We start from the raw sequence: 25,910 nt of genomic DNA on the forward strand, positions 1-25,910 counted from the left end.
GTCGATGGACAGCTTGCCGTCTTTCGCCTTCTGACCGAACTCGGCGATCTTCTTCTCGATGTCGGCGAGGCTCAGCTGATCTGCATTGCGCAGGATCGGCACCACCAGACCGCGCGGCGAACCGACCGCGATACCGATGTCGAAGTAGCCGTGATAGACGATGTCGTTACCGTCGATGGACGCGTTCACCAGCGGGAACTTCTTCAGCGCGTGAACAGCCGCCTTCACGAAGAACGACATGAAGCCGAGCTTCACGCCATGTTCCTTCTCGAACTTGTCCTTGTACTTGTTGCGCAGATCCATGACCGGCGCCATGTTCACTTCGTTGAACGTGGTCAGAATGGCGTTGGTTTGCTGCGACTCGAGCAGACGCTCGGCGATACGCGCGCGCAGACGCGACATCGGCACGCGTTGTTCCGGGCGGTCCTTCAGCCATTGATCAGCCGATGCCGGCGCCTTCACGTCCGGCAGCGACGGCTTGGCGGCCTTCGGTGCGGCAGCCGGTGCCGGTGCAGCGGCCTTGGCGGCGGGTGCGCCTGCCGTCAGCACGTCGCCCTTGGTGATGCGGCCGTCGCGGCCCGTGCCGGCGACGTCGCCCGACGACAGGCCCTTCTCCGCCATCAGCTTGCCGGCAGCCGGCGAAGCAGCGGTGTTCGCACCCGTTGCGGATGCGGCTTGCGCGGCCGGTGCGGCAGCAGGAGCCGGAGCCGGCGACGCTTCGGGAGCCGGCTTCACTTCGGCTTCGACGGCAGCGGCGCCAGCCTTGCCTTCGGTGTCGATCTTGGCGATGACCTGATCGGCCGTGACGGTGTCGCCGTCGTTCGCGATGACTTGCGCGAGCACGCCGGCCGAGGGTGCCGGCACTTCGAGCACGACCTTGTCGGTCTCGATTTCGATGAGAATTTCGTCTTGCGCCACAGCCTCGCCGGGCTTCTTCTTCCACTGCAGCATGGTGGCTTCCGAGACCGACTCGGACAGCTGGGGAACCTTGACTTCAACAATAGCCATTATGAATATCCTGAATACGTATCGGGTGACGGCGCGGTGAACGACGACCGCCTGCGAACCCTGCGTGCCGCGCTTCAACCTTGATGGGTTGCAGAACGCGGCACGGGAAAGCGCGCTGCGCTTTCCCGGTTCGTCTGTTCTCTTTATTTAGCGATCGACGCGCTCTTGAGGCGGCCGAAAGCGCCTTCGACCAGCGCCTTCTGCTGCTCGTAGTGCTTCGCGTAGTAGCCCACTGCCGGCGAAGCCGAAGCCGGACGGCCGCTGTATGCCAGCTTCTGTCCTTCCTTCATGCCTTCCTTCAGGTGATGCTCGATGTAGAACCACGGGCCCTGATTCTGCGGCTCGTCCTGGACCCACACCACTTCCGTCGCGTTGTCGTACTTCTTCATTTCCGTTTCGAACTGCTTGTGCGCGAACGGATAGAGCTGTTCGATACGGATGATCGCGACGTCGTTCGCCTTCGCTTCGCGGCGATGCGCGACGAGGTCGTAGTACACGCGGCCCGAGCACGCCAGCACGCGCTTGACCTTCTTCGCGTCGATGGTGTCGTCCACTTCGCCGATAACCGGCTGGAACGAACCCTTCGCGAGTTCCGACAGGTCCGACACCGCTTCCTTGTGACGCAGCAGCGATTTCGGCGTGGCGACGATCAGCGGCTTGCGGAACAGGCGGATCATCTGACGGCGCAGCAGGTGGAAAATCTGCGCCGGCGTGGTCGGCTGAACGACCTGCATGTTGTGGTCTGCGCACAGTTGCAGGAAACGCTCGATACGCGCCGACGAGTGCTCCGGACCCTGGCCTTCGTAGCCGTGCGGCAGCAGCATGGTGAGACCCGACACGCGGCCCCACTTTACTTCGCCCGACGAGATGAACTGGTCGATCACGACTTGCGCGCCGTTCACGAAGTCGCCGAACTGCGCTTCCCACGCGACGAACGTGTTCGGTTCAGCGGTCGAGTAACCGTATTCGAAGCCGAGCACCGCTTCTTCCGACAGCACCGAGTCGATTACCGTGAACTTCGCCTGACCTTCGGCGATGTTTTGCAGCGGCACGTACGTGCCGTCGTTCCAGCGCTCGCGGTTCTGGTCGTGCAGCACCGCGTGACGGTGCGTGAACGTGCCGCGGCCCGAATCCTGACCCGTCAGACGCACAGCGTAGCCCGATGCGACCAGCGACGCGAACGCGAGATGCTCGCCCATGCCCCAGTCGAGCTTCGCTTCGCCACGGCCCATCGCGCGACGGTCGTTGATGACGCGCTCGACCAGCGGGTGAACCTTGAAGTTTTCCGGAATCGTGGTGATGCGCTCGGCGAGGCGCTTCAGTTCCGCGAGCGGCACGGCCGTGTCGGCTGCGTCGGTCCACTTGCGGTTCAGGAACGGCACCCAGTCGACCGCGTACTTGCTCTTGTAGTTCGAGAGCACCGGATCAACCGTGTGATGGCCTTCGTCCATCGCCTTGCGGTACGCCTTGACGAATTCCTCGCCTTCTTCTGCCGTGATCACGCCTTGCTGCACGAGCTTTTCCGCGTACAGCGCGCGGGTGCCCGGATGCTTGGCGATGGTCTTGTACATCAGCGGCTGCGTGACAGCCGGCGTGTCCTGCTCGTTGTGACCCAGCTTGCGGAAGCACACGATGTCGACCACGACATCCTTGTGGAACTGCATGCGGAAGTCGATAGCCAGTTGCGTGGCCAGAACGACCGCTTCCGGATCGTCGCCGTTCACGTGCAGCACCGGCGCCTCGATCATCTTGACGACGTCCGAGCAGTACAACGTGGAGCGCGAATCGCGCGGGTCCGACGTCGTGAAACCGATCTGGTTGTTGATGACGATGTGCAGCGTGCCGTGCGTGCCGTAACCGCGCGTTTGCGCGAGGTTCAGCGTTTCCATCACGACGCCCTGGCCGGCAAAAGCCGCGTCGCCGTGGATCTGCACCGGCAGCACTTGCAGGCCGCTGTCGTCGCCGCGACGGTCCATACGCGCCTTCGCCGAACCTTCGACCACCGGGTTGACGATTTCGAGGTGCGACGGGTTGAACGCGAGCGACAGGTGAACCGGACCGCCTTCGGTCGAGACGTCCGACGAGAAACCCTTGTGGTACTTCACGTCGCCGGCCGGCAGGTCGTCGACGTGCTTGCCTTCGAATTCGGCGAACAGGTCAGCCGGCATCTTGCCGAGCGTATTGACCAGCACGTTCAGACGGCCACGGTGAGCCATGCCGATGACGATTTCCTGCACGCCGCGAGCACCGCCGTGACGCACGACTTCGTCCATCGACGCGATGAAGCTCTCGCCGCCTTCCAGCGAAAAGCGCTTCTGGCCGACGTATTTGGTGTGCAGGAAGCGCTCGAGGCCTTCAGCGGCCGTCAGGCGATTCAGGATGTGCTTCTTCTTCTCGTTCGAGAAGTTCGGCGTGGAGCGGATCGACTCCAGCTTTTCCTTCCACCAGCGCTTCTGTTCCGGATCGCTGATGTACATGTACTCGGCGCCGATCGTGCCGCAATACGTGTCGCGCAGTGCCTTGACGATCTCACGCAGCGACGCGCGCTCGAATCCGAAATACAGATTCGTGGCGCTGAACTCCTGGTCCATGTCGGCTTCGGTGAAGTCGTAGAACGCGGGTTCGAGTTCGGGGATTGCGGGACGTTCGCGGCGCTTCAGGGGATCGAGATTGGCCCATTGCGAGCCGAGGAAGCGATATGCGCCGATGAGGGACTGCACATAGACTTGCTTTCGCGCGGTAGCGAGGTCTTCGCCGCCGGGTGCGGTGCGCGGGATGAAGGCATTGGCCTTGGCCCGTTGCGCAAACGATTCGACGATCGGGCCGTGGGCCACGTCGTTGGCATTGCTGCCGTCCGATGCAGGAACATTCTGCAACGCGTCGAAATAGCTGCGCCAGTTCTCGGGCACTGACGCCGGATTGTCGAGATATGCTTCGTACATTTCTTCTACGTACGGAGCATTGCCGCCGAACAGATAAGAGTTCGACTGGAATTGCTTCATCATTTTTACGCTCACCTTTCTTCGAGTTTCTCGAGAAATAGCGGGTTACAGAACCTTCCGCGACACGGCCTGACCGTTTAGCGGATTGCGCGAATCAAGTCTTGCTTGGAAGGACCTAAAACTTGCACCCGGGGAGCATATCACAGAACCGATAGTCCAGATAGCAGACGGATTGCCGCCCGGGCCCGCAACGACGGGCCTTCGCGGCGATTTTCGCGGCACGCAACAGTCTTCTGCGATTAACGGAGACAAACGCGCATAAACGAAGTGCGAACCGGCGGTAAGTGCTGATAACGCTATCGGCGCGGCAAAAACAAAAAGCCACCCGAAGAAGGCTTCGGGTGGCTTTTGAACAGCAGTCAGAGCAAAGGCGCCGTAACCGGCGCGCGCTGCTCTTAGTCCACCGCGCCCTTACGGCTTGCGCTGCGGCGCTCGTGTTCCTTCAGGTAGCGCTTGCGCAGACGGATGGATTGCGGCGTGACCTCGACCAGTTCGTCGTCGTCGATAAACTCGACTGCGTATTCCAGCGACATCTGAATCGGCGGCACGAGGCGCACGGCTTCGTCCGTACCCGACGAACGCACGTTGGTGAGCTGCTTGCCCTTGATCGGGTTCACGACCAGGTCGTTGTCACGGCTATGAATGCCAATGATCATGCCTTCATACAGCGGCTCGCCCGGCGACACGAACATACGGCCGCGGTCCTGCAGCTTCCACAGCGCGTAAGCGACTGCGGCGCCGTCGTCCTGCGAAATCAGCACGCCGTTGCGGCGCTCGCCGACCGCGCCTTCCTTGACCGGCTGATACGAGTCGAACGTGTGGCTCATCAGGCCCGTGCCGCGCGTGAGCGTCAGGAATTCCGACTGGAAGCCGATCAGGCCACGCGCCGAAATACGATACTCGAGACGCGTGCGGCCACGGCCGTCCGACGCCATGTCGAGCATTTCGCCCTTGCGGCGGCCCAACTCTTCCATCACGCCGCCCTGGTGCGCGTCTTCCATGTCGACGGTCAGGTTTTCGTACGGCTCGTGCTTCACGCCGTCGATTTCCTGCATCACCACGCGCGGACGCGACACGGCCAGCTCATAGCCTTCGCGACGCATGTTTTCCACGAGAATGGTCAGGTGCAGCTCGCCGCGGCCCGCCACTTCGAACGTGGTTTCGTCGCCGGTTTCTTTCACGCGCAGCGCGACGTTGTGGTTCAGTTCCTTCATCAGGCGGTCGCGAATCTGACGGCTCGTGACGAACTTTCCTTCACGGCCAGCCAGCGGCGACGAATTGACGAGGAAGTTCATGGTCAGCGTCGGTTCGTCGACGGTGATCATGGGCAGCGCTTCCGGCTGTTCCGGCGAGCAGATGGTCACGCCGATGCCGATTTCCTCGATACCGTTGATCAGCACGATGTCGCCCGCTTCCGCCGACTCGACCTGCACGCGCTCGAGGCCCTTGAACGACAGCACCTGGTTGATCTTGCGGTTCAGAATCGCGCCGTCCGGACCCGAACGCACGGCGACGGCCATGCCCGGCTTGATGCGGCCACGCGTGATGCGGCCCACGCCGATACGGCCGACGTACGACGAGTAGTCGAGCGACGTGATCTGCAATTGCAGCGGGCCTTCCGGGTCGGCTGCGCGCACCGGCACGTGCTTGAGCACGGCTTCGAACAGCGGGCGCATGTCGCCTTCGCGCACGTCCGGCGTGAGGCCGGCATAGCCGTTCAGGCCCGACGCGTAGACGATCGGGAAATCGAGCTGCTCGTCGGTCGCGCCGAGCTTGTCGAACAGGTCGAACGTCTGGTTGATCACCCAGTCGATACGCGCGCCCGGACGGTCAACCTTGTTGATCACGACGATCGGCTTCAGGCCGAGCGCCAGCGCCTTTTTGGTCACGAAGCGCGTTGCGGCATCGAGCCTTTCGACGGCGTCGACGAGCAGCAGCACGGAGTCGACCATCGACAGCACGCGCTCCACTTCACCGCCGAAGTCGGCGTGTCCCGGCGTGTCGACGATGTTGATGTGCGTGCCTTCGTATTCGACGGCGCAGTTCTTGGAAAGAATCGTGATGCCACGTTCTTTTTCGATGTCGTTCGAGTCCATCACGCGTTCGGCAACCTGCTGGTTGTCGCGGAACGTGGCGGTCTGACGGAGGAGCTGGTCGACGAGCGTGGTCTTGCCGTGGTCGACGTGGGCAATGATGGCGATGTTGCGTAGGGCGCGGGTCATAGGAACCTGGAGACAGTTGAGTGCGCCGCTTGCTCATGCCGCTTACCCCTGCCGCTTACCCTTCTATCAGAGCAATACGAGGACAAAATTACGACAAGCCCAAAGCGCACTTTTGGGAACCCAACATTATAGCACGCGATGGTGACGCTTTCTGGTATTCACCAATAGCGGACGCCGCGGCGTGCCATTTGCAGCCCGCAACACTGACAGACCACCTCATTTGCGCCTACGCAAAAACGCGCCGATTCCTTCTTGAGTGCGGAAAATTCCTTGCCTAAGCTGTAATAACCCTTGCCGCGTCAATCATCCGGCTCCTATAATCGTGCATAGTCAACCATTGCATTCGCACGAGAATCATGACGGAGCCGTCCTCAACACCCGCGCCGGAGATCAGCGAGTATCAGCTCGGCGAAAGCGTCGGCTACCTGCTCGCGCGAGTGAAGTCGACCATGTCGAACATGGTCACCCAGCGCAGCATGGCCGAACTGGGCATCACCAGCCAGCAGGGCAGCATCCTGTTCATGGTGGCGAGCGGCAAATGCGTGCTGGCGGCCGAACTGGCCCGCGAATACGGCATCGACGCAAGCGCCGTCACGCGGCTGATCGACCGGCTGGAAAAACGCGGCCTGCTGACGCGGGTGCGCAGCAGCGAAGACCGGCGCGCCGTGCGGCTCGCGCTGACGCCGGAAGGCCACGCAATCGCGGCGAAGATGCCGAAGATTTTCACCAGCGTGCTGGATAGTCTGCTCTCCGGTTTCACCCCGGAAGAAGTGGGCTTCTTAAAGAGCATGCTGCGGCGAGCCCTGATTAATTCCGGCGAATGCACGGCATTTGCTCGCGATGCGGCAAGCAGCTCCGGCAACAAGACTTAAAAATTACTTGCAGCGTCCATCATTACATTCCACTCAAAGAGTCGAGCGATGAAATCCCTTTCCCTGTCCGCGCCCGCGTTTCCGCGCCGGGCCGCTGTCGCCGCCGCGGTGGCAGCGCTCGCCCTCGCGGGGTGCGCGAACTACTTCGGTGTCAAAAGCGACAAGCAGATCTCGTCGCCGGAGCAGTACGAGTCCACGCAGAGTCTGACGGGCCAGGGCGGCCAGTGGCCGTCGCTCGAGTGGGCGAACCAGTTTGGCGATCCCCAGTTGCCGAAGCTGATTGACGAAGCGCTGGAAGGCAATCCGTCGATCGCGCAGGCGCAGGCGCGTCTCGCGAAGGCGTCGTCGTATATCGAAAGTTCGCGCTCGGCGCTCTATCCGAAGGTCAACGGCAGCTATTCGTGGACGCGCGAACTCTTCTCCGGCAACGCGCTCTACCCGCCTCCGTACGGCGGCACCTGGTATAGCGAAAACAACGTGCTGGCGAGCGCCTCGTGGGATCTCGACCTGTGGGGCAAGAACCGTCAGCGGCTCGGCCAGGCGGTGTCGCAGGAAAAGGCGGCCCAGGCGGACATGCAGCAGGCGCGCGTGACGCTCGCGGCCTCCGTGGCGAGCACCTATAACCAGCTTGCGCAGCTCTACGCGTTGCGCGACATCGCCGCGCGCGAGATCGAGAACCGCCAGGAAATCGGCCGGATCACGAATGGCCGCGTCGCCGCGGGCCTCGACACGAACGTCGAACGCCAGACCGCGACCGGCAATATCGCGACGAGCCAGTCGAACCTGACGGACCTCGACGGCCAGATCACCGTGGTGCGCTATCAGTTGGGCGCGCTGCTCGGCAAGGGGCCCGACCGCGGCCTGCAGATCGCGCAACCTGTGCTCGGCGCCGGCAATGCGGTGACCCTGCCCGACAATCTGCCGGCCGATCTGGTCGCGCGCCGCGCGGACATCGTCGCCGCACGCTGGCAGGTCGAGGCGGCGATGCACGACGTGAAGGAAGCGAAGGCCGAGTTTTTCCCCGATGTGAATCTCGCCGCCGCTTTCGGCTTCGACGCGTTCGGATGGGGCCGCTTCCTGAAGGCCGGCAGCCGGCAGATACAGTTCGGCCCGGCGGTTCATCTGCCGATCTTCGACGCCGGCGCGCTGCGCTCGCAATTGAAGGGCCGTTACGCCGACTTCGACCTGGACGTCGCGAATTACAACCAGACGCTGATCAATGCTTTGTCGGATGTGGCCACGCAAGTCTCGTCGATCCGCTCGATCGACCAGCAATCGGGCGACGCACAGCGCGCGCTCGACGCATCCACGAAGGCGTATCAGCTCGCCGTGATCCGCTACAAGGCGGGGTTGTCGCCGCAATTGCAGGTGCTGACCGCGGACCAGAACCGCCTCGCCGCCGAACAGACCGTGACCACGTTGAAGATGCGCCGCCGCGATCTGCAGATCGGTCTCGTCAAGGCGCTCGGCGGCGGTTTCGACGCGACGCAAACCGGCCTCGTGGTGCCTGGCGACGGACCCCAGCAAGCAGCCGCGCCGGCCGCCGCGGCAAGCGCCAGCGGCACCGCGGCCACCGCCACGACCACGGCTGCGGCAGCGAAGTAACAGCGCGGACCGCAACGGATCGACAGCAACAGACCACACACGAACATCCGAATAAACGACGACGTTAGAGAGAACCCGGAGCACATCAATGAGCACCCCCCAGCAGCCCGCGGCTAACAACCAGCCGGCACAGCCGAACAAGCCGGCGCAATCCGCGAACAACGGCAAACGCAAGCGCATGATGACGCTGCTCGTCATCGTGATCCTGATCGCCGCCATCGCCTACGGCCTGTACTACTTCCTCGTGGCGCGCTTTCACGAAGACACCGACGACGCCTACGTGAACGGCAACGTCGTGCAGATCACGCCGCAGGTCACCGGCACGGTCGTCGCGGTCAACGCCGACGACACGCAAACGGTCAAGGCCGGCGACCCGCTCGTCGTGCTCGATCCGGCCGACGCCCGCGTCGCGCTCGAACAGGCCGAAGCGAATCTCGCGCAGACTGTGCGCCAGGTGCGCGGCCTCTTCGCCGACGACAACCAGTACCAGGCTCAGGTCGCCCAGCGCCAGTCCGACCTGTCGCGTGCTCAGGACGACCTGAAGCGCCGCATGACCGTGGCTCAAACCGGCGCGGTGTCGCAGGAAGAAATTTCCCACGCACGCGACGCCGTGAAGAGCGCCCAGGCCGCCGTCGAGGCCGCCCAGCAACAACTCGCGTCGAACCGCGCGCTGACCGCGAACACGACGATCGCGAATCACCCGAACGTGCAGGCTTCTGCCGCGAAGGTCCGCGACGCGTATCTGAACAATGCGCGCAACACGCTGCCGGCACCGGTCACCGGCTATGTCGCGAAACGCTCGGTGCAGGTCGGACAGCGCGTCTCGCCGGGCACGCCGCTCATGGCGATCGTGCCGCTCGGCGCCGTCTGGGTCGACGCCAACTTCAAGGAAGTGCAGCTCAAGCACATGCGCATCGGCCAGCCGGTCGAACTGACCGCCGACGTGTACGGTTCGTCGGTCGTCTATCACGGCAAGGTGGTCGGCTTCTCGGCGGGCACGGGTTCGGCGTTTTCGCTGCTGCCCGCGCAGAACGCGACGGGCAACTGGATCAAGGTGGTGCAGCGCCTGCCGGTGCGTATCGCGCTCGATCCGCAGGAGCTTGAAAAGCATCCGCTGCGTATCGGCCTGTCGATGCAAGCCGACGTCAGCATCAAGGACGAGAACGGCGGCCAGCTCGGCAACGCGCAAAACACCGTCTATCAGACGAACGTGTTCGCGAAATACGGCGACGAAGCCGACGCCGAAATCGCCCGCATCATCGCGGAAAATGCAGGTCCGAACGCTGGCGCGCAGAAAGCCGTGCAGTCGGGAACCGGCAAGCCCGCGGCTGCGGCCGCAAAACTGATGTAAGCCGCGCGGCGACTCCTACAAGGCTTTTTGAATGGCTCAGGCTCAGGCGCAAGCCCCTCATCCGCCGCTCGAGGGGGCGCAACTGGTGATCGGCACCATCGCGGTGTCGCTCGCCGTTTTCATGAACGTGCTCGACACGTCGATCGCGAACGTCTCCATCCCGTCCATTTCCGGCGACCTCGGCGTGTCGGCCGATCAGGGCACGTGGGTGATCACGTCGTTCGCGGTCGCCAACGCGATCTCCGTGCCGCTGACCGGCTGGCTCACCGACCGCATCGGGCAAGTGCGGCTTTTCATGGCGTCGATCGTGCTGTTCGTGATCTCGTCATGGATGTGCGGCCTCGCGCCGACGCTGCCCTTCCTGCTCGCCTCGCGCGTGCTGCAAGGCGCGGTGGCCGGCCCGATGATTCCGCTGTCGCAAACGCTGCTGCTCGCGAGCTATCCGCGCGCGAAGGCGCCGATGGCGCTGTCGATGTGGGCGATGACCACGTTGATCGCGCCGGTCGCCGGCCCGATTCTCGGCGGCTGGATCTCGGACAACATTTCGTGGCCGTGGATTTTCTACGTCAACATTCCCGTCGGCGCCGTCGCCGCCGCGGCGACGTGGATGATCTTCCGCAACCGCGATTCCGTCGTGAAAAAGGCGCCGATCGACGGTGTCGGCCTCGGCCTGCTGATCTTGTGGGTCGGCTCGTTGCAGGTCATGCTCGACAAGGGCAAGGACCTCGACTGGTTTTCGTCGACCACGATCGTCGTGCTGGCGCTCGTCGCCGTGATCGCGCTCGCGTTTTTTATCGTGTGGGAATTGACGGCCGAGCATCCGGTGGTCGACCTCTCACTCTTCAGCAAACGCAACTTCACGGGCGGCACGGTCGCGCTGTCGATCGGCTACGGCCTTTACTTCGGCAATCTCGTGCTATTGCCGCTGTGGCTGCAAACCGACATCGGCTACACGGCGACCGACGCCGGTCTCGTGATGGCGCCCGTCGGACTGTTTGCCGTGCTGCTGTCGCCGATCACGGGCAAGGTATTGCCACGCACCGATCCGCGCTACATCGCGACCCTGTCGTTCCTCGTGTTCGCGCTGTGCTTCTGGATGCGCTCGCGCTACACGACCGGCGTCGATACGTACTCGCTCTTGCTGCCCACGCTGATTCAGGGCATCGGCATGGCCGGGTTCTTCATTCCGCTCGTGTCGATCACGCTGTCGGGCTTGCCGGGCAACCGGATTCCGGCGGCCTCGGGCTTGTCGAACTTCGTGCGGATCATGTGCGGCGGCATCGGCACGTCGATCTTTCAGACGGCGTGGGACCATCGCTCGATCATGCATCATGCGCAGTTGACCGAGCGCGCCAACGCCTACAACCCGGTCTTCGATCAGTCGATCCGGCAAATGGGCGCGGCCGGTTTCAGTCAACCGCAAGCGTATGGGCTCTTCAATTCGATGGCGACGCAACAGGCCGCGCAATTGGGCGTGAACGACCTGTTCTTCGTTTCGGCCGGCATCTTCGTCGCGCTGATTGCGCTGATCTGGATCACGAAGCCGGAAAGAGCCGGTGGCGATGCGGGCGCGGCTGCTGCGGCGGCGCATTGAGACGAGCAGACCAGACTGACAACCTGCTGCACCGGGCTGGCGCCACAGACGGATCAGGGCATGACGGGGGGATGGAAGGTCAGCGTCCCCGCAAGAATCCACAGCATGAAGATCACGAGCGGAAGATGCACGATGAACTGGGTAAACGTGAAGCCCACCACGTCACGAGCCCGCAATCCCAGCACGCCTAGCAACGGCAGCATCCAGAAAGGGTTGATCAAATTCGGCAACGCCTCCGCCGCGTTGTAGACGGTTACCGCCCAGCCCAGATGAACCTGCAGTTCCCTGGCTGCCGCGATCACGTACGGTGCCTCATTGATCCATTTCCCGCCACCTGACGGCACGAAGAATCCAAGGACGGCAGAGTAGATGCCCATCAGCGCCGGAAACGACGCATGCGACGACACTGCAACGAAGAAATGCGAAAGATGATCGGCCAACGGTAGTCCCGACGGCGCGGAGGCTTTCGTCAGCATGTACGCAATGCCTCCGTAGAGAGGAAACTGGATCAACACGCCAGCCACGGACGGCACCGATTTCGCCACGGCGTTCAGGAAGCGGCGGGGGCGCCAGTTCAACAGCATCCCGGCCAACAGGAACACGAAGTTGTAGGTATTGAGATTCGAGATCGCCAGCACCGGATTTTTCGCGGTGAATTCGTGCCATGCCCAAACAGAGCCGAGTGCGACGATCAGGATTGTGATCAACGGGCTGTACTCGAGCCAGTCGCCGGGGCGTGAAGGCGCTGCTACTTCGAGTTCCGCCTCGTTCAGCGAGATGCCCAGATGCTGCGCGGTTTTGGCGCGTTCGGTGCCCGGCGCAGAGAGATACGCGATCAAAAGCGATACGACGGTCAGAGCGGCGACTATCAGCAACGACTGGGGAAGAAAAATCGTTTCGGAGAACGGAATGACACCGGTGATCGCCAGCAGCGCTTTCGGCAAACTGTCCGGATTCGCCTGCAATTGCGATGCCGACGAACTCAATCCCAGCGCCCAGGTCGCGCCCATGCCGAGATAGGCGGCGGCACCCGCCGCTCGATAGTCCATACGGAGCCCGGTGCGACGAGCGAGCGCACGAACCAGCAGGCCGCTGAAGATCAGGCTGATCGCCCAGTTGAAAAGCGACGCCGAAATGCTGACCAGCGCGACGAATGCCACCGCAGACTTGCCGTTCGACGGCAAGCGGGCAAGCCATGCGATCAATTTGGCGGCAGGCGGAGATACCGCGACCACGTAGCCTGAAATGGCCACGATCGCCATCTGCATCGTAAAGGGAATCAGGCTCCAGAATCCATCTCCGAAGGCAATGCCCACACGTTGTGCAGGCGCGCCCGTCGCCAGCGCGCCGGCCGCGACGACGACAACCGCGATCGCCGCGAATATGTATGCGTCGGGAAACCACTTTTCCGACCAACGGGTCACTGCTGCGGCCATACGCTCGAGTCCGACTGCATCGTCGGCTGTCGAGGCTGCCAGGTCTTGCTGACGGTTCAATTCCTTCATCATGGTCTCCGACGCTTCGAGTGATTAAACATGCTGTTCATAAACCTGCACTGCCGCAGCCAGGTCTTCGAGTGCGGTCCCCACCGCTTTGAATACCGTGCGCTCGCTGCCGTCGAATCGCCCACCGACGTCGCCCCGGCACAGGGCGGCGAGCGTACCGTTCAGGTCCGCCGGCGAAATCACGTTGCGCGACAACGGCCCAATCAGGTCGCCGGACTTCCGCGGTGCCTCGTCCGTATCGACAAACACGCGTGCGTGGCGGAAACAATCGTCGTCAGCCTCGCGCATCTGCGGCGTGAAGCTTCCGATAAGATCGAGATGCGTTCCCGCTTTCAACCACGAGCCGCGTACGATCGACTCGGTGGCGAGCGTCGCGCAGCTCACGACATCCGCGCGCGCCACGCTGTCCGGCAGACTGGCGACAACGGCCGCATTGAAACCTTCGCCTCGCAGTTGCTGCACGAGTCGCGCGGCCGATTCCGGATAGATGTCCCAGACCTCGACATGCGTGATTGGGAGCTGGCTTCGATACGCTGACGGCACCAGGCTTGCCACGCGTCCGGCGCCCAACAGCACCATGTGCGAGGAGTCGTCGCGCGCCAGAAAGGTTGCAGCGAGTGCCGAGGCGGCGGCGGTCCGGCGTGAGGTGATTTCATTGCCGTCCATCTGCGCGAGTGGCTCACCCGTGCTGGCGTCGTACAGCACGTAAGTCGAGTGCAAGCCGGGCATTCCGCGGCCCTGGTTACCGGGGAAAATGTTCACGGTCTTGATGCCGAGATATCGGTCCGCCTCCCACGCCGGCATGATCAATACGGTGCCGCTATTGCCGTCGCCGCTATTGATCGTGTGCGAGTGCCGGAGTGGAACCTCACACCCCTTGACGAACGCCTTCTTCAGCGACGGAATCAGCGTGGCGAAGTCCAGCGCTTCGCGTGTCGCTGGCGTGTCGAAAAATTTCATGCTCGATTGGGCTCCTCGTGGGTCATTCACGCTTCAATGGAAATATCAGTGGCCGGGATCGCCTGGCAGGCGAGGCACATATCGGCTTCATCCGGCCCATGCCCCGTCATATGCGACACCTTGCCCGCCAAGACCTTGACGGCACAGCTCTCGCATTGCCCGACCCGGCAGCCGCTCGGCATGCTGATGCCGAGGCTCTCGCCGAAGCTGAGCAGGCTTCCCCGTTCGGGTGCCCATTCAGCACTGATCTGCGACCGCCGGAATTCGACGGCGAAGCGCTGTGATGGATCGAGGGCCGGCTTTGACGGAGACCGAAAGGCCTCGCTGAAGATATCGAACGGCGGTACGCCGCGCTCGACGAGGCCCGCCGTGATGGCGTTCATCATCGGCTCCGGGCCGCATAAATAAAATCGCGCGCGGTGCTGTATCAATGCGTCGTCCACGACCTCCGCAGTGAGGTAGCCCTGCATCTCGAAGTCGCGTCCGAGTACTTCGTCGCGCGGCTGGTTATAGCAATTCACGACCTTGAGCGTTGGCAACGCACGCTGCAATTGCGCAATTCGTTTCCGGAACGCATGAGTCGAGCTATTGAGATTCGCGTAAAACAGCTGCGATTCAGGCGCTTGTGTGCCCAGCTCCCCGATCGTTTCCAGCCACGAAATGAAGGGCGTTATTCCAATCCCACCCGCGAATATGACGACCGGTCGCTTCGAAGCCGGCGGTACGACGAAGGTGCCGCTGGGGGCTTGAAGCAAGACCCTGTGTCCAACTGCCAACTCGCGATGAATATGCGAGGACATGACGCCCTCGAACTGCTCACCATCGGCACTTCGGCCTCGCTGATGGCGCACGGAGATCGAGTATGTCCGCCGATCGCTTTCAATCGCATGGCCAGTGAGCGAATAGGCACGCGTCGTTCCTCCTTCGCACAGCTCCGGAATATGGATCGTCACATGCTGTCCGGGCAGATAGTCGGGGAGCGGTCCACCGTCGGCTGCGCTGAACGTAACCGTGCGAACGCCTTCGGCTTCTCCATGTACGGCCGACACGACAAAGTCCCGGAATCCTTGCCATGCCCGTCGCGCGGGATCGACCGACGCGTCGAGCGTGACGTCGCATGGCACGGCACGAAGCGGCGACGAACCGCTCAGCGGATCGACGATGGCGCCGGACACGATGCTGTTGTAGTTACTGTTTGCGCTTCCCAGTGCCGTCGACGATTCCATGCCGATTTCGTCGCATGCCTGCCACCAGCCATACTCCGCGACTACGACATCCGGCGCGAGTTCGGGGACCACTCGCGCACGGAATCGCGCGGTGCCGTTTGTACTGGCGACGCGTATCCAGTCGCCGTCGACAATGCCCTTCACGGCCGCCAGATCGGCGCTCAGTTCCGCAACGGGATAAGGGGCACGGCGACGAAGGCTTGGCAGGCTACGATGCTGGCTGTGGCAGTAGTAGCCGTTTTTGAAGGAAGTGAGCGTATAGGGAAAGCGTCGACGCTCAGCTGCGCGTGCTACTTCTCCGCGGCTCGGCGGTACATAGTGAGGTACGGCCGGATAACCGTACCGATGCAGCTTCTCCGAATAGAACTCGACGCATCGCGTTTCGGTCGCAAAGCCTCGCGGGCCATTCGGCGTGGCGCAAGCGTATTGCTTTTCCTGCTGCTCGAGCGGCCGGTAAATGCCCTCGGGATGCGAACGCAGCGTCGCGACGTCGAGACCCAATGGTTCGAGAACATGGTTCCATCCTTTTTCGACGTCGCCACCGAAGAATTGATCCCCCATCCCGAGCCTGACCGCCAGATCCAGCACGATGTTGTAGTCTGCCCGGCTCTCCCCGCGGGGCGTCACCATCCGCTGCCGCAACTGGACCAATTCGACGGCCCGCTCATTGATCTCGAAGCCGAGACGCAGTCCTTCCCGTTCCCAGGGCGTATTGACCGGAAGGAGGATATCCGCATAGCGGGCGGATGGCGTTTCGAACAGGTCGCAATGGACATGAAAATCGAGTGCGCACAGCGCGTCCCGCGCCAATGCGCTGTCGGCTTGCGACATCACCATGTTGGTGCCGAACGCGACAAGCGCGCGCACCCGATAAGGCCTGGACTCGAGAATCGCACGATAAACATCGCGCGCGGTCACCCATCCCTGGGACGGCGGACCGAGCGGTCGCTCGTCAAGTCCGAGCGCCTTTGTTCGCTGCTGAGGACTCAGCATGGCGTAGTTACTGAGGGGATTTGCTGGCTGCTTCAGCAACTCGCGGTTTGAACCCTGCGTATCGAATGCACCTGTCAGTGCATACAGCGTAGCGATCGCCCGCTCCGTTTGCGTCGCGTTCGTATGTTGTCCCACGCCAGACCACGCATGATAGGCAATGCGCTGGCGTGGGCTGAGCATCGCCGCCACGATTTCGATCGCCGAGGCGTCGACACCGGTGATTCTGCTCACGTGTTCGGGCGTGTAATCAGACAGCGCACCGCGGTACAACTCGAAAGCGGGCGTACACGTGACTTCTATCACCCGGCCCGTCAGGTCGAATACGCGAATCTGATACGAGCCTGAAATCGAAAGATCGGACGGCGACGTGCTCGCCTCCTCTCCGACGAGTTCGAGTCGATTGAGCGCGCCATTCCAGACCGCATATCGATTGTTCGACGACTCCGGATCGATGTCGCGCTCACGCAGAAAATGTCCGCTATCACGACGAACCAGGAACGCGCCATTCGTCCACTCGCGGACAAATGTATCGTCGATATTTCCCGTCGCGATCATTTGCCGGGCAATTCCCATAGCAAGCGCGCCGTCCGTGCCTGGCTGCACGCGCAGCCATACATCCGCATCGCGCGCAAGCGCCGTGGGTCTCGGGTCAACGACAATCAGCTTTGCACCGTTGCGCCGACCCGCTGCGATACTGTCCGCCTGGGCCAGCCACGTGTTGGCTGGATTCGTACCCCAAAGCACGATGACGTCGGAATTCCGGTAATCGGCCGTTGGCATGCCGCAGCCGAACGTAAACACGTGCGCGAAATCCTTGTGCCAGTTGCAGATCTCGGTCGCGTAGCAGATATTCGGACTCCCGAAAGACCACACGAATCGCTCCACCCAGTCGATGCTGTCGCTCATCGGCGTACCGCTCGGGGTGGTCACGCCGAACACCACCGATTCAGCGCCGTTTTCCCGCTTGACGTGCGCGAGCGTGGTCGCGATCTCGTCAAGCGCCTCGTCCCAGCTGATCCGTTTCCAGCGCGGATCGGCCGCCCCTTTTGGGGCAGTGCGGCGCATGGGATACAACACCCGGTCGGGGCTGTGTACGAGTTCCGGCGCGGCCTTGCCTTTCATGCACATCGCGTTGCCGGTCGGGTGCGTGTTGTCGGGACGAACCTTCAGCAACACGTCGCCGCGGACCGTGTTGATCGTGCCGCATCTTGACCGGCATAACGTGCAGTACCCTTTCTTCTCCTGCGTCTCCATCATCGTTCCACTGTTTCCTTTCATGACGGGATGCTATGCAGCCGAAATTGCCCTGCCTAATTCATATTTCTTGCCTCGCGATATATAATTTTTCAATACCTCAGTTCGGTCGTCGCTTCGCGCCGTCGGTTTGCACGGCGCCACAACCTAGCGGAGTACGTCAACGTGGCCACACACATTACGCTTCGCCAGATCGAGTACTTCATCTCGGTGGCTGATACCGGGCAGATCTCCAGGTCTGCCAATCTCTGCGCCGTTTCGCAGTCGTCGATGACGATCGCGCTGAAGAATCTCGAAGACACCGTGGGCGTGCCGCTGCTGCAGCGCCACGCAAGGGGCGTCCGCCTGACCCGAGCAGGCGAGCGATTTCTTCGGCATGTGCAGAACGCGAATGTGTCCGTCGGGCGCGCCGTGGTCGCGGCCCAGGAGGAACCCGAACAGATTTCGGGGCACGTTCGGGTGGGCGTCACGGAAACCGTCTCGGCTTACCTGATGCCGTCAATGCTTGCTACCGTCTCGCAGCGCTTCGAGCACCTCACTGTCGAGGTCATCGAAGACGCGCGCGAGGATATCGAGCAACGTCTCGTCGACAATCGGCTTGATATCGGTCTGATGCTTGTGTCCAATACGGCCAACGTGGACGAGCTGAAATACGAAACGATTCTGCGCTCCATGCGCCGGCTTTGGACCCATCCGGATCACCCGTTGCAAGATGCACAACAGGTCACGCTGCAGGACATTGCGCAGGAGGACTACCTTTTACTCGACATGGACGAGCATGTCCGAACTGTTCGCAAGTATTGGGGAAAATATGGCCTCGCACCGCACGTGCGTATCCAGAGCAAGTCGATAGAAGCCGTGCGAAGCATGGTCGCGCTCGGGTTGGGCGTCACGATTCTTTCGGACCTCGTCTATCGTCCGTGGTCGCTCGAAGGGAGCCGGATTATGAGGCGTGACCTGAGCATTCCGATCCCGACCATGGACGTCGGCGCCGTCTGGCACCGAAAGAGCATCCTGCCGACGCCCGCGAAAGTGCTGCTAGATCTCTTCCGGTCCTGGAAGAAGACAATCCAATAGTCGATCGTTCCTGACGGACATAGCGGACGTTCGGTATGCGCGCGACCGGGAATTGATCCGAAGCCGACACACGAACGTCACACCTACGAGCCAGGTGAAGCGGAACGGCAGACTCCTGGGCCGACAGGCCAAAGCCGCTACTTGCCGAGCCGGCAAAAGTAAACGCTTTCGCCAGAACGTCAATATCAGGCATCCTGCCCCGCAGCCCTGACATATCTCCCCGGCGTCTCGCCAAAAGCCTTGCGGAACATCGCGATGAAACTGCTTGGGCGGGCATAGCCCAAGACGTCCGCGACCGCCGAGACGCACTCGCCCTACGCGAGCAGATACACGGCACGCAGCAGCAACGCCTGCTGTCGCCACTCGGCCAACGATATGCCGAGCGATACGGAAAACAGGCGCCGAGCAGTTCTAGCCGACAGGCCGGCCATTGACGACAGGGCTTCCAGAGAGTGTTCCCGGCTCAAATCCTTCAGCACGATGCTGACCATCTTCAGCAGGCGCTTGTCGTCCGGTATGGGAAGGTGCAGTGGTTCATGCTCTGCCGCGCGCATTTCGTCTATCAGCACTGAGACGACCCGCGCCTCTTCAGGCGTCCGCTAGACGGTATGGTCGCACGGTGCGACGCGCTGTATCAGCGCTCCGAGCAAAGGTCCGACCGCCAGGACCTGCCGTAGCAGTCTTCCTGCTGGGACGACATGGCCCGCGAAGTCGGGACTGACGCTCGTAGGCGATGCCGCCCACGTAATGCCGCCAATGGGCGCAGGCGTCAATCTGGCCATGCTTGACGCTGCCGAACTCGCTGAAGCAATCGTCGCGGCGGCAAACTGGCGAGACGCGGTTTGCGCACAGGAGCAAGTCGTGCTTGATCGGGCGGCGCCTATCGTTGAAGAATGTTTGCGCGGTTTCCGCGAATGGTTTCACGCGTAGTGGCGCTCACACGCACTGCTTTCCGGGAGCACAAGCGGCATCAGGCGGCAGAGTTCGTGCGCACCGGGCACGCTCCTTCCCAGAGCAGGCTCCTCGAGACGGCTCCCCCCCGAATGTCTATCAGATCGAGAGGAATGGCGCGCGCTGGCGCTGGGTCCATCCAAGCCTCGCCTCTGCGAGACTCAATGACATACCGAGAGTCAGTTCCTCGGCATCACGCGTTCCGCAGGCAGGGAGCCGCGGATCGTAGCGACCTATGACCAACGTCTCGCGACGCCCATTCAGGCGATAGTCGAACGGGAAACTAACTACCTCAGACGACGTAACGGCCACATACAGGCCACGTTGGTCGGCCACTTTGGTCGGCCACTTTGGTCGGCCACCTTGTAGATACTGCCAGTCGGCTTGAGCGCCCGCAAGCCGAGGTCCGTAAGCGTCGGGGAAATCCAGGCGCTTATGGACCTCTGCAGACCACTGCAGACCTCTGCAGACCTCCGCAGAGGATCCTGATTTATTCCCACTCGATCGTCAACCTAATGGCCGGCCCCTTGTGGGGACGGGATTCCCACCGGCTCTGCTGACGTCGATACCGTCAGCAATACCGGAAATCGTGCCCGGCAGTTGACGGTTGTGGTCGGAACGCACCGGAGGATCAACGCCCGCTTTGTTTGAAAATCGCGGACACTCACCGTCTCTTCACGATTTGTAGGCGCGATACCGTCGCTGATACCGTCAGCCTCTTTCGAACGCGCTCCTCGATACCATCACACTACAGCAGACGAGGGGATGAGTCAGGAAAGATGGCTGGACAGACAACCGATCGCATACGCCACGCAAGCGAAGCGCGCAGACCCGGGTCGGGAAGCCGGGCTGTACGCATCAGGGATGAACCCAAAGGGCCGCGACTGGGCACGAGGCGCAGGATGCAGCCCACAAGCGCGACGGCGGTACGCCGGGACGCACGAATTCAAAATTTTTGGGAAAGACGACGTTCGACGTATAGTGACCGTTGTCGGCTCGCTGTCGGGTTACTGTCGTGTTGCCCTTTTCTCTCGCTGCTCATACTCGCCACATCAACCAACCGATGGAGGCACGCATGAACACTACCGAACAGTCCCAGCACGCCCGCCTGTTGACTCCCAACGAACTGGCGCTCCTGATCAAGGTATTTCGGGAGATGCGTCAGTGGTCACAAGAGCAATTGGCCGCCATCTCAGGGCTCAATGTCCGCACGGTCCAGCGAGCCGACAAGGTGAGCCCGCCAATCTCGATACGCGCCGTGCGCTCGCCCGTGCCTTTGAATTTGAGGACATCGACGCCCTGAGTAAACCGTTCACGATTCCGACGGAAGATGAGCTCAAGGCAGCAAGGAAAAGTTCGATCGAGAGAACGTCACACTGACGGCGACCCCACTGACCACAGGAAAACAACTGGCCAAACTCGCCGAGTCCTGCACGATGGATTTGTCCGAGCCAGCTTTCGCTGCTGACACGCGAAGCGGATGAAGCGTTCGCAACGCTCGTCGATTATTTTCGTGACTATCGGGATTGTGCCGATGCCTACATGGAAATGCAGAAGTTCGAGGTGTACGACGAGATGCAATCCGGTATCGAGACGCCGCGAGCGCTCGGTGTCTCGTTGGGCTACTTAACCGCACATCCCAAACCACGCCATCGGAAGGAGCCGACATCCGGTTGCAACCATTCAGACTGCGAATACCGATTGAAGCGACGCGCGGAGGCGCCCTTCTCAGACTCACGGGCCAGAACGCACGAACTGCGGCGTCGAACGAAACAAACTCACAGTGCCGCTCTCACGAGCTTAACTGCAGCAAACACCGGCGCAGACCGGCGATGCAAGCAGACTTTCTTTGGACTGCCGGATGAATTGCCACAAAGAATCGCAGCGGCGGAGCGTCAATCCCCTGTGGCATCGCTTGCGTTGCGGTCCGACAGTTCGCGACAATCGGAACGTAGCGTTCCCTCCTCCGGACCGACCTTCTATTCATTCGAACGACGTGTGGCGCCGCCGTGTGCTACGACGCGCGCAGCATGACGCGCGTCGGCATCCGAAAGCTCAATTGGCCGAAGTCGGAGCGAGGATCTCGTTTCAGGCGCGTTCCCAGATGCCAGCTTGACACAGTAATGAAACCATCAAGATATGAAGAGTTATCTTGATGGCGTGGGGAGAAGGACCTGCGGCGCTAATTCAATGGCCGTCAACCAATATCGGGCTGACGAATGGCTGCTGAGGGAAAGCATCACGGGCTCTTGTCGACCCGCAGCAGCCACTCAGGCTTCGCGACGCAGACGGCGGCTATGATGCTCAAATCGGACGTCGATGAACAGGCCGTGCTTCCGACTCAATTGGAAGTTGACTCGACGCGTCGGGTACCGGTTCTTTAACATGTCCGACCGCCGTATCGGCAATTTGTCGTCCTGCTGCAGCGCTGACATTTAGCAGACGGTTTGCAACCGGTCGGCACAACACCTCAGAACCTCGTCCGGTGGCGCTTTCCACCAGACATCTTTGGAGAAAATCTCCACTTCCGTCATGCCAACGTACCCGGCGCTTTCGACCAGGCTCCGCGTCTCTTTCAGATCGATCACGCCGTCACCCATCATTCCTCGATCAAGAAGCATGTCCGTGGTCGGCGTCAGCCAGTCGGACACGTGATATGCGGCAATGCGTGCCTCGCTCCCTGCCGCAGAAACTGACTCTACGAGTTGCGGGTCCCACCAGCAGTGGTAGACGTCGACCGCAATGCCAAGCGCCTCATTTTTCGGGTCGAGTTGCCGGCACAGGTCCAGCGCCTGTCCAATCGTGTTGATCACCGAACGCTCTGCTGCATACATCGGATGAAGAGGTTCGACCGCGAGTCGTACGCCGACCTTCTTCGCTTCGATCATCAAAGCGGCGATTCCATCAGAGACCATTTCACGGGCGGCCGACAGGTCGCGACTGCCCGCCGGTAGTCCTCCGACGACCATGACGAAGCATTCGGCCCCCAGTTCGGCCGCGTCATTGATCGCGCGAATGTTTGATTCGATGTTCGCTGCCCGTTCTTCTGCTGTCGGCGCGGGGAAATAAGTCGAGCGGCAATAACCCGTTACGTTGAGTTCAAGCGCGCGGATCTGTCGGGCGATCTGCGATACATCTGCAGCCTCCACCTCATGTCGCCAAGGGGCGATGCCACCAAAACCCGCTCTTGCAATGCGATCGACGGTGAAGTTCAACGGCTCCCGATGCCCCAGCGTTGCGGTGTTGATCGCGCAACGGTGCAGCTTTCCCTGCAAAGTATCCATTTTCTTTCTCGACCAGTTAGCCCGATCCCGCAAACCTGAATCGTGCGCGCTCGTTAAGCAGCGCAGCCGAGCGTCGCCATCAGCCCTTGCATCCGGGAAACGGCGAGGCCAGGGTCGCGCAGCAGTTCGGCCTGATCGGCCAGACGGAATACCTCTGCCAGGTAGACAGGAGGCCTCGTGCCGTGATGTCCGCCCAACATGAAGAAGTGAGGCTGGAATCCGTTCAGATAGGCGAGAAGAACGACTCCAGTCTTGTAGTACTGCGTAGGGGCGCGGAAGATGTGTCGCGACAACGGCACCGTCGGCGCGAGCAGTTGTTCGTAGCGCGACATGTCGCCTGCGGCCAGCGCGCCCAGTGCCTGCGACGCGGCGGGCGCGATAGCGTCGAAAATGCCGAGCAGCGCATGCGAGTAGCCGACGTCGTCGCCGGCGATGAGCCTGGGATAGTTGAAGTCGTCGCCGGTGTACATCTTCACGGATGCAGGCAGGCGACGACGCAATTCGATCTCCTTCGTGTCGTCCAGCAGTGAAATCTTGATGCCGTCCACCTTCGCTTCGTTTGCAGCAATGACTTCGAGACATACCTTTGCCGCGTTTTCGAAGTCGGCGTGCCCCCAGTAGCCGGCCAGTTCCGGATCGAACGCTTCGCCGAGCCAGTGAAGAATGACCGGTTTGTCGCAAGCCGACAGCACTTCCCGATACACATGGACGTAGTCGCTCGCGTCTTTGGCTACCCGCGCGAGCGCGCGGCTCGCCATCAGAATGATCTGCCCGCCAGCACGCTGAACGCTTTCGATCTGCGTCAGATAGGCTTTGATCACCTCGTCGCACGAACGCACGTCATTAACGGGCAAATGATCCGTTCCGCAACCGGATGCGATCAGCGCTCCTGGGATGTCGCGCGTTTCGTTCAGGGTACGGACGATCAGTTCTTTCGCCGACTCCCAGGACAGTCCCATGCCTCGTTGTGCGGTGTCCATTGCCTCTGCGATACCCAGACCCTGCTCAAGAAGGTAACGGCGATATTCGATGGTCCGCTCCCAGTCGATCGCGCAAGGCCGGCCGAGTTCGCCGCTACGCACAGGATCGGCCACGACGTGCGCCGCCGAGTATGCAATGCGGTTGAACTGAGCAGCCGGCTTGACGACTTGCAGCGGGGTGCCGGTCAGACGGTAGTCGACCAGCGTGCCGTCCAGCGTGGGAAGTTTGATTTGCATGACTTGACTCTCGAACTCAGTATTTAGAAACAAGGAGACCGCCGTCGACGCGGATTGCCTGGCCCACGCTGAACGGCAGACCGCCCGTTGCGAGCGTGCGTACCGCGACGGCGACCTCTTTCGCCGTACCCCACCGCTTGATGGCAGTCAGCCCGTTTTCCATGAGCGCGTCGTAGCGCGCTTTGGACGGCGCGGTCATTTCCGTTTCGATCAAGCCCGGCTGTACCTCGAACACGCCGATATCAAGCTCAGCCAGTCTCAGGGAGAACAACGTGGTCGCCATCGAAAGGCCCGCCTTCGACACGCAGTACTCGCCGCGTTGGGGCGAGGCTGCGACTGCGTTCGAGGAGGTAATCGTGATGATCGAGCGATTGACGGTGCCCCGAGGCGCTTTCGCGGCGCGGCGGCCGAACGCCTGCATCAGGAAGAAGGTGCCGCGGGTGTTGACGGTGAGGCAGCGGTCGTAGCTCTCGGGCGTTACATCGAGCAGATCTCCGCGCGACATGACTGAGACGCCCGCGTTATTGACCAGGCATGTGACGCTGCCCAACGAGTCCTCGACAGCCTGAAGCAGCGCGTCATGTTGCGCGATGTCCGCGAGGTTCGATGTAAGCGCCACGCATTCGACGCCGTTGCGCCGGATATCGGAGTGAGTGGCTTCGAGTTCCTCCGACGGCTCGACGTCGGTGATCGCGATGTTGAACCCGGCCTCTGCTAACTCGAGCGCAATGGCTCGACCGATTCCGCGACGGGCACCCGTGACGAGCGCGACCGGCGTTGCTCCATGACTGTCTCCTGCCTGGCATTTCGTGACTGTCGTCCTGTCGATCCGTCGCCGATTGCGCGAAAAATTTAAGTAACGATCCAGTTCGTTATTTAATACCCGAGACGAAGCAAAGTCAAAAAAGGGTTTTCCCTTAGCGAAGCGGAAAACCCTGCGAGATTGGGATTTTGGGGAAAGCGAAGGAAGGCGATGTCGCCGCGGTTAGCGCGGCCGCAGGAGGCTAAACACCGTGTCGATATTGAATTCAAGGCGTTTTTGAAGCGCCTCTTTAGAAACGAAATCGAAGCCAAAGATAACTTCGCCGGTGAACCGGTTCGTCAGGTAGTAGTACCCGATCGCGGCCAGGGTCAGGTGTAGCTGGCTCGCGTCGACGCCTGGCCGGAAGTCGCCGGACGCCACGCCCCGATCCAGGATCTGTTGGAGCATGTCGATAAAGCCCCGGTGCAGCTCGCTGAATCTCCTCGATTTCTTCACGTGCCGCGCCCGATGGAGGTTCTCGCTGTTGACCAGCGACATGAACTCCGGATGTTTCAGGTAGTACTCCCACGTGAAGGTCATCAGGGTGCGGATGGCCTCGGCGGGCGGGAGATGGTCAAGTGCAAGCTTCCTTTCCTCGGTCCGGATGTCGGTCCACATTTCTTCAAGAACGGTCTGGAATAGCTCCTCCTTCCCCTTGAAATATTCGTAGATCATCCGCTTGTTCACGCCCGCCTTCTCGGCGATCGACTCGATGCGAGCGCCGCCCAGGCCGACCTTTGCGAACTCAGCTTTCGCTGCAGCAATAATCTTTGCCTGCGTCTGGATCGGGTCACGCGTGCGCTTCGCGCGCTGCGGCAGCTTTGCGGCTACGGGCGCTTCGCTGCGTCCCTCGACTGTCGTCGTTGGCATCTTGCCTCTTCAAACTCAAAAATTAAACGGTAGCTGCAAACCGCCTGCGATGACATTGGCGATTCCCCGATCGCAACTCATCCAGGGGCTTAGTGTCCGCTATCGTAAACCCGATTA

Annotated in this window: 18 protein-coding genes and 2 pseudogenes; 7 read left to right on the forward strand and 13 right to left on the reverse strand. The window is 61.6% G+C overall.

Annotation, left to right across the window (positions count from 1 at the left end):
* The 3 genes from BGRAMDRAFT_RS21540 to typA all read right to left on the reverse strand — a co-directional run.
* The coding region (locus BGRAMDRAFT_RS21540) for a 2-oxo acid dehydrogenase subunit E2 (protein WP_044021592.1) at positions 1 to 1,008 on the reverse strand (1,008 nt) is incomplete at its 3' end.
* Positions 1,009 to 1,151: 143 nt separating this feature from the next.
* Positions 1,152 to 4,013, reverse strand: coding sequence for a 2-oxoglutarate dehydrogenase E1 component (locus BGRAMDRAFT_RS21545; protein WP_006050940.1), 2,862 nt, complete (start codon positions 4,011 to 4,013; stop codon positions 1,152 to 1,154).
* Positions 4,014 to 4,405: 392 nt separating this feature from the next.
* A complete protein-coding gene (gene typA / locus BGRAMDRAFT_RS21550) occupies positions 4,406 to 6,232 on the reverse strand; it encodes a translational GTPase TypA (protein WP_006050941.1) in 1,827 nt (608 codons plus the stop codon).
* Between the two features lie 356 nt (positions 6,233 to 6,588).
* Here typA and BGRAMDRAFT_RS21555 point away from each other — a divergent pair, with 356 nt between their 5' ends.
* From BGRAMDRAFT_RS21555 to BGRAMDRAFT_RS21570, 4 genes are all read left to right on the forward strand, one after another.
* Positions 6,589 to 7,104, forward strand: coding sequence for a MarR family winged helix-turn-helix transcriptional regulator (locus BGRAMDRAFT_RS21555; protein WP_006050942.1), 516 nt, complete (start codon positions 6,589 to 6,591; stop codon positions 7,102 to 7,104).
* Positions 7,105 to 7,152: 48 nt separating this feature from the next.
* Complete coding sequence (locus tag BGRAMDRAFT_RS21560; RefSeq protein ID WP_006050943.1) at positions 7,153 to 8,709, forward strand: efflux transporter outer membrane subunit; 1,557 nt, start codon at positions 7,153 to 7,155, stop codon at positions 8,707 to 8,709.
* A gap of 88 nt (positions 8,710 to 8,797) precedes the next feature.
* The gene (locus BGRAMDRAFT_RS21565; RefSeq protein WP_006050944.1) at positions 8,798 to 10,060 is read left to right on the forward strand and encodes an EmrA/EmrK family multidrug efflux transporter periplasmic adaptor subunit; all 1,263 of its coding nucleotides are present in this window, start codon (positions 8,798 to 8,800) and stop codon (positions 10,058 to 10,060) included.
* A 31-nt stretch (positions 10,061 to 10,091) separates the two neighbouring features.
* Positions 10,092 to 11,654: a DHA2 family efflux MFS transporter permease subunit gene (locus tag BGRAMDRAFT_RS21570; protein WP_006050945.1), complete on the forward strand. Its 1,563-nt coding sequence runs from the start codon at positions 10,092 to 10,094 to the stop codon at positions 11,652 to 11,654.
* Between the two features lie 53 nt (positions 11,655 to 11,707).
* Here BGRAMDRAFT_RS21570 and BGRAMDRAFT_RS21575 read toward each other — a convergent pair whose 3' ends face one another.
* From BGRAMDRAFT_RS21575 to BGRAMDRAFT_RS21585, 3 genes are read right to left on the reverse strand one after another with little or no spacing between them, the layout of a single operon-like run.
* Positions 11,708 to 13,159 (reverse strand): short-chain fatty acid transporter, encoded by a 1,452-nt coding sequence (locus BGRAMDRAFT_RS21575; RefSeq protein WP_006050946.1) that lies wholly within the window; start codon positions 13,157 to 13,159, stop codon positions 11,708 to 11,710.
* A 24-nt stretch (positions 13,160 to 13,183) separates the two neighbouring features.
* Positions 13,184 to 14,119, reverse strand: coding sequence for a bifunctional Delta(1)-pyrroline-2-carboxylate/Delta(1)-piperideine-2-carboxylate reductase (gene lhpI, locus BGRAMDRAFT_RS21580; RefSeq protein WP_006050947.1), 936 nt, complete (start codon positions 14,117 to 14,119; stop codon positions 13,184 to 13,186).
* A 26-nt stretch (positions 14,120 to 14,145) separates the two neighbouring features.
* Positions 14,146 to 17,592 carry a molybdopterin-dependent oxidoreductase gene (locus BGRAMDRAFT_RS21585; protein WP_044021631.1) on the reverse strand — a complete coding sequence of 1,149 codons (3,447 nt, stop codon included), beginning with the start codon at positions 17,590 to 17,592 and terminating at the stop codon, positions 14,146 to 14,148.
* A gap of 165 nt (positions 17,593 to 17,757) precedes the next feature.
* Here BGRAMDRAFT_RS21585 and BGRAMDRAFT_RS21590 point away from each other — a divergent pair, with 165 nt between their 5' ends.
* Positions 17,758 to 18,669: a LysR family transcriptional regulator gene (locus BGRAMDRAFT_RS21590; RefSeq protein ID WP_006050949.1), complete on the forward strand. Its 912-nt coding sequence runs from the start codon at positions 17,758 to 17,760 to the stop codon at positions 18,667 to 18,669.
* Positions 18,670 to 18,854: 185 nt separating this feature from the next.
* Here BGRAMDRAFT_RS21590 and BGRAMDRAFT_RS36140 read toward each other — a convergent pair.
* Positions 18,855 to 18,965: pseudogene (locus BGRAMDRAFT_RS36140) on the reverse strand (AraC family transcriptional regulator); the annotation flags it as partial.
* Between the two features lie 18 nt (positions 18,966 to 18,983).
* Positions 18,984 to 19,223 (reverse strand): helix-turn-helix domain-containing protein, encoded by a 240-nt coding sequence (locus BGRAMDRAFT_RS33260; protein ID WP_006050950.1) that lies wholly within the window; start codon positions 19,221 to 19,223, stop codon positions 18,984 to 18,986.
* Between the two features lie 202 nt (positions 19,224 to 19,425).
* On the opposite strand from BGRAMDRAFT_RS33260, the gene BGRAMDRAFT_RS35870 reads away from it, so the two are divergent.
* Positions 19,426 to 19,599: a hypothetical protein gene (locus BGRAMDRAFT_RS35870; RefSeq protein WP_374709758.1), complete on the forward strand. Its 174-nt coding sequence runs from the start codon at positions 19,426 to 19,428 to the stop codon at positions 19,597 to 19,599.
* A 162-nt stretch (positions 19,600 to 19,761) separates the two neighbouring features.
* Here BGRAMDRAFT_RS35870 and BGRAMDRAFT_RS35485 read toward each other — a convergent pair.
* Positions 19,762 to 20,045: pseudogene (locus BGRAMDRAFT_RS35485) on the reverse strand (Arm DNA-binding domain-containing protein); the annotation flags it as partial.
* A 650-nt stretch (positions 20,046 to 20,695) separates the two neighbouring features.
* On the opposite strand from BGRAMDRAFT_RS35485, the gene BGRAMDRAFT_RS35970 reads away from it, so the two are divergent.
* Positions 20,696 to 20,923 carry a helix-turn-helix domain-containing protein gene (locus BGRAMDRAFT_RS35970; RefSeq protein WP_006050951.1) on the forward strand — a complete coding sequence of 76 codons (228 nt, stop codon included), beginning with the start codon at positions 20,696 to 20,698 and terminating at the stop codon, positions 20,921 to 20,923.
* 1,132 nt (positions 20,924 to 22,055) lie between these two features.
* Here the strand turns inward: BGRAMDRAFT_RS35970 and BGRAMDRAFT_RS21605 are convergent.
* From BGRAMDRAFT_RS21605 to BGRAMDRAFT_RS21620, 4 genes are all read right to left on the reverse strand, one after another.
* The gene (locus BGRAMDRAFT_RS21605; RefSeq protein ID WP_006050952.1) at positions 22,056 to 22,904 is read right to left on the reverse strand and encodes a sugar phosphate isomerase/epimerase family protein; all 849 of its coding nucleotides are present in this window, start codon (positions 22,902 to 22,904) and stop codon (positions 22,056 to 22,058) included.
* A gap of 53 nt (positions 22,905 to 22,957) precedes the next feature.
* Entirely contained in the window at positions 22,958 to 24,121 is a 1,164-nt protein-coding gene (locus tag BGRAMDRAFT_RS21610) for a dihydrodipicolinate synthase family protein (protein WP_006050953.1), read from the reverse strand.
* A 16-nt stretch (positions 24,122 to 24,137) separates the two neighbouring features.
* The gene (locus tag BGRAMDRAFT_RS21615) at positions 24,138 to 24,989 is read right to left on the reverse strand and encodes a 3-ketoacyl-ACP reductase (RefSeq protein WP_332309990.1); all 852 of its coding nucleotides are present in this window, start codon (positions 24,987 to 24,989) and stop codon (positions 24,138 to 24,140) included.
* 117 nt (positions 24,990 to 25,106) lie between these two features.
* Complete coding sequence (locus tag BGRAMDRAFT_RS21620) at positions 25,107 to 25,793, reverse strand: TetR/AcrR family transcriptional regulator (protein ID WP_006050955.1); 687 nt, start codon at positions 25,791 to 25,793, stop codon at positions 25,107 to 25,109.
* Positions 25,794 to 25,910: the final 117 nt, after the last annotated feature.

The organism is Paraburkholderia graminis C4D1M (assembly GCF_000172415.1).
Classification (GTDB): Bacteria; Pseudomonadota; Gammaproteobacteria; order Burkholderiales; family Burkholderiaceae; genus Paraburkholderia; species Paraburkholderia graminis.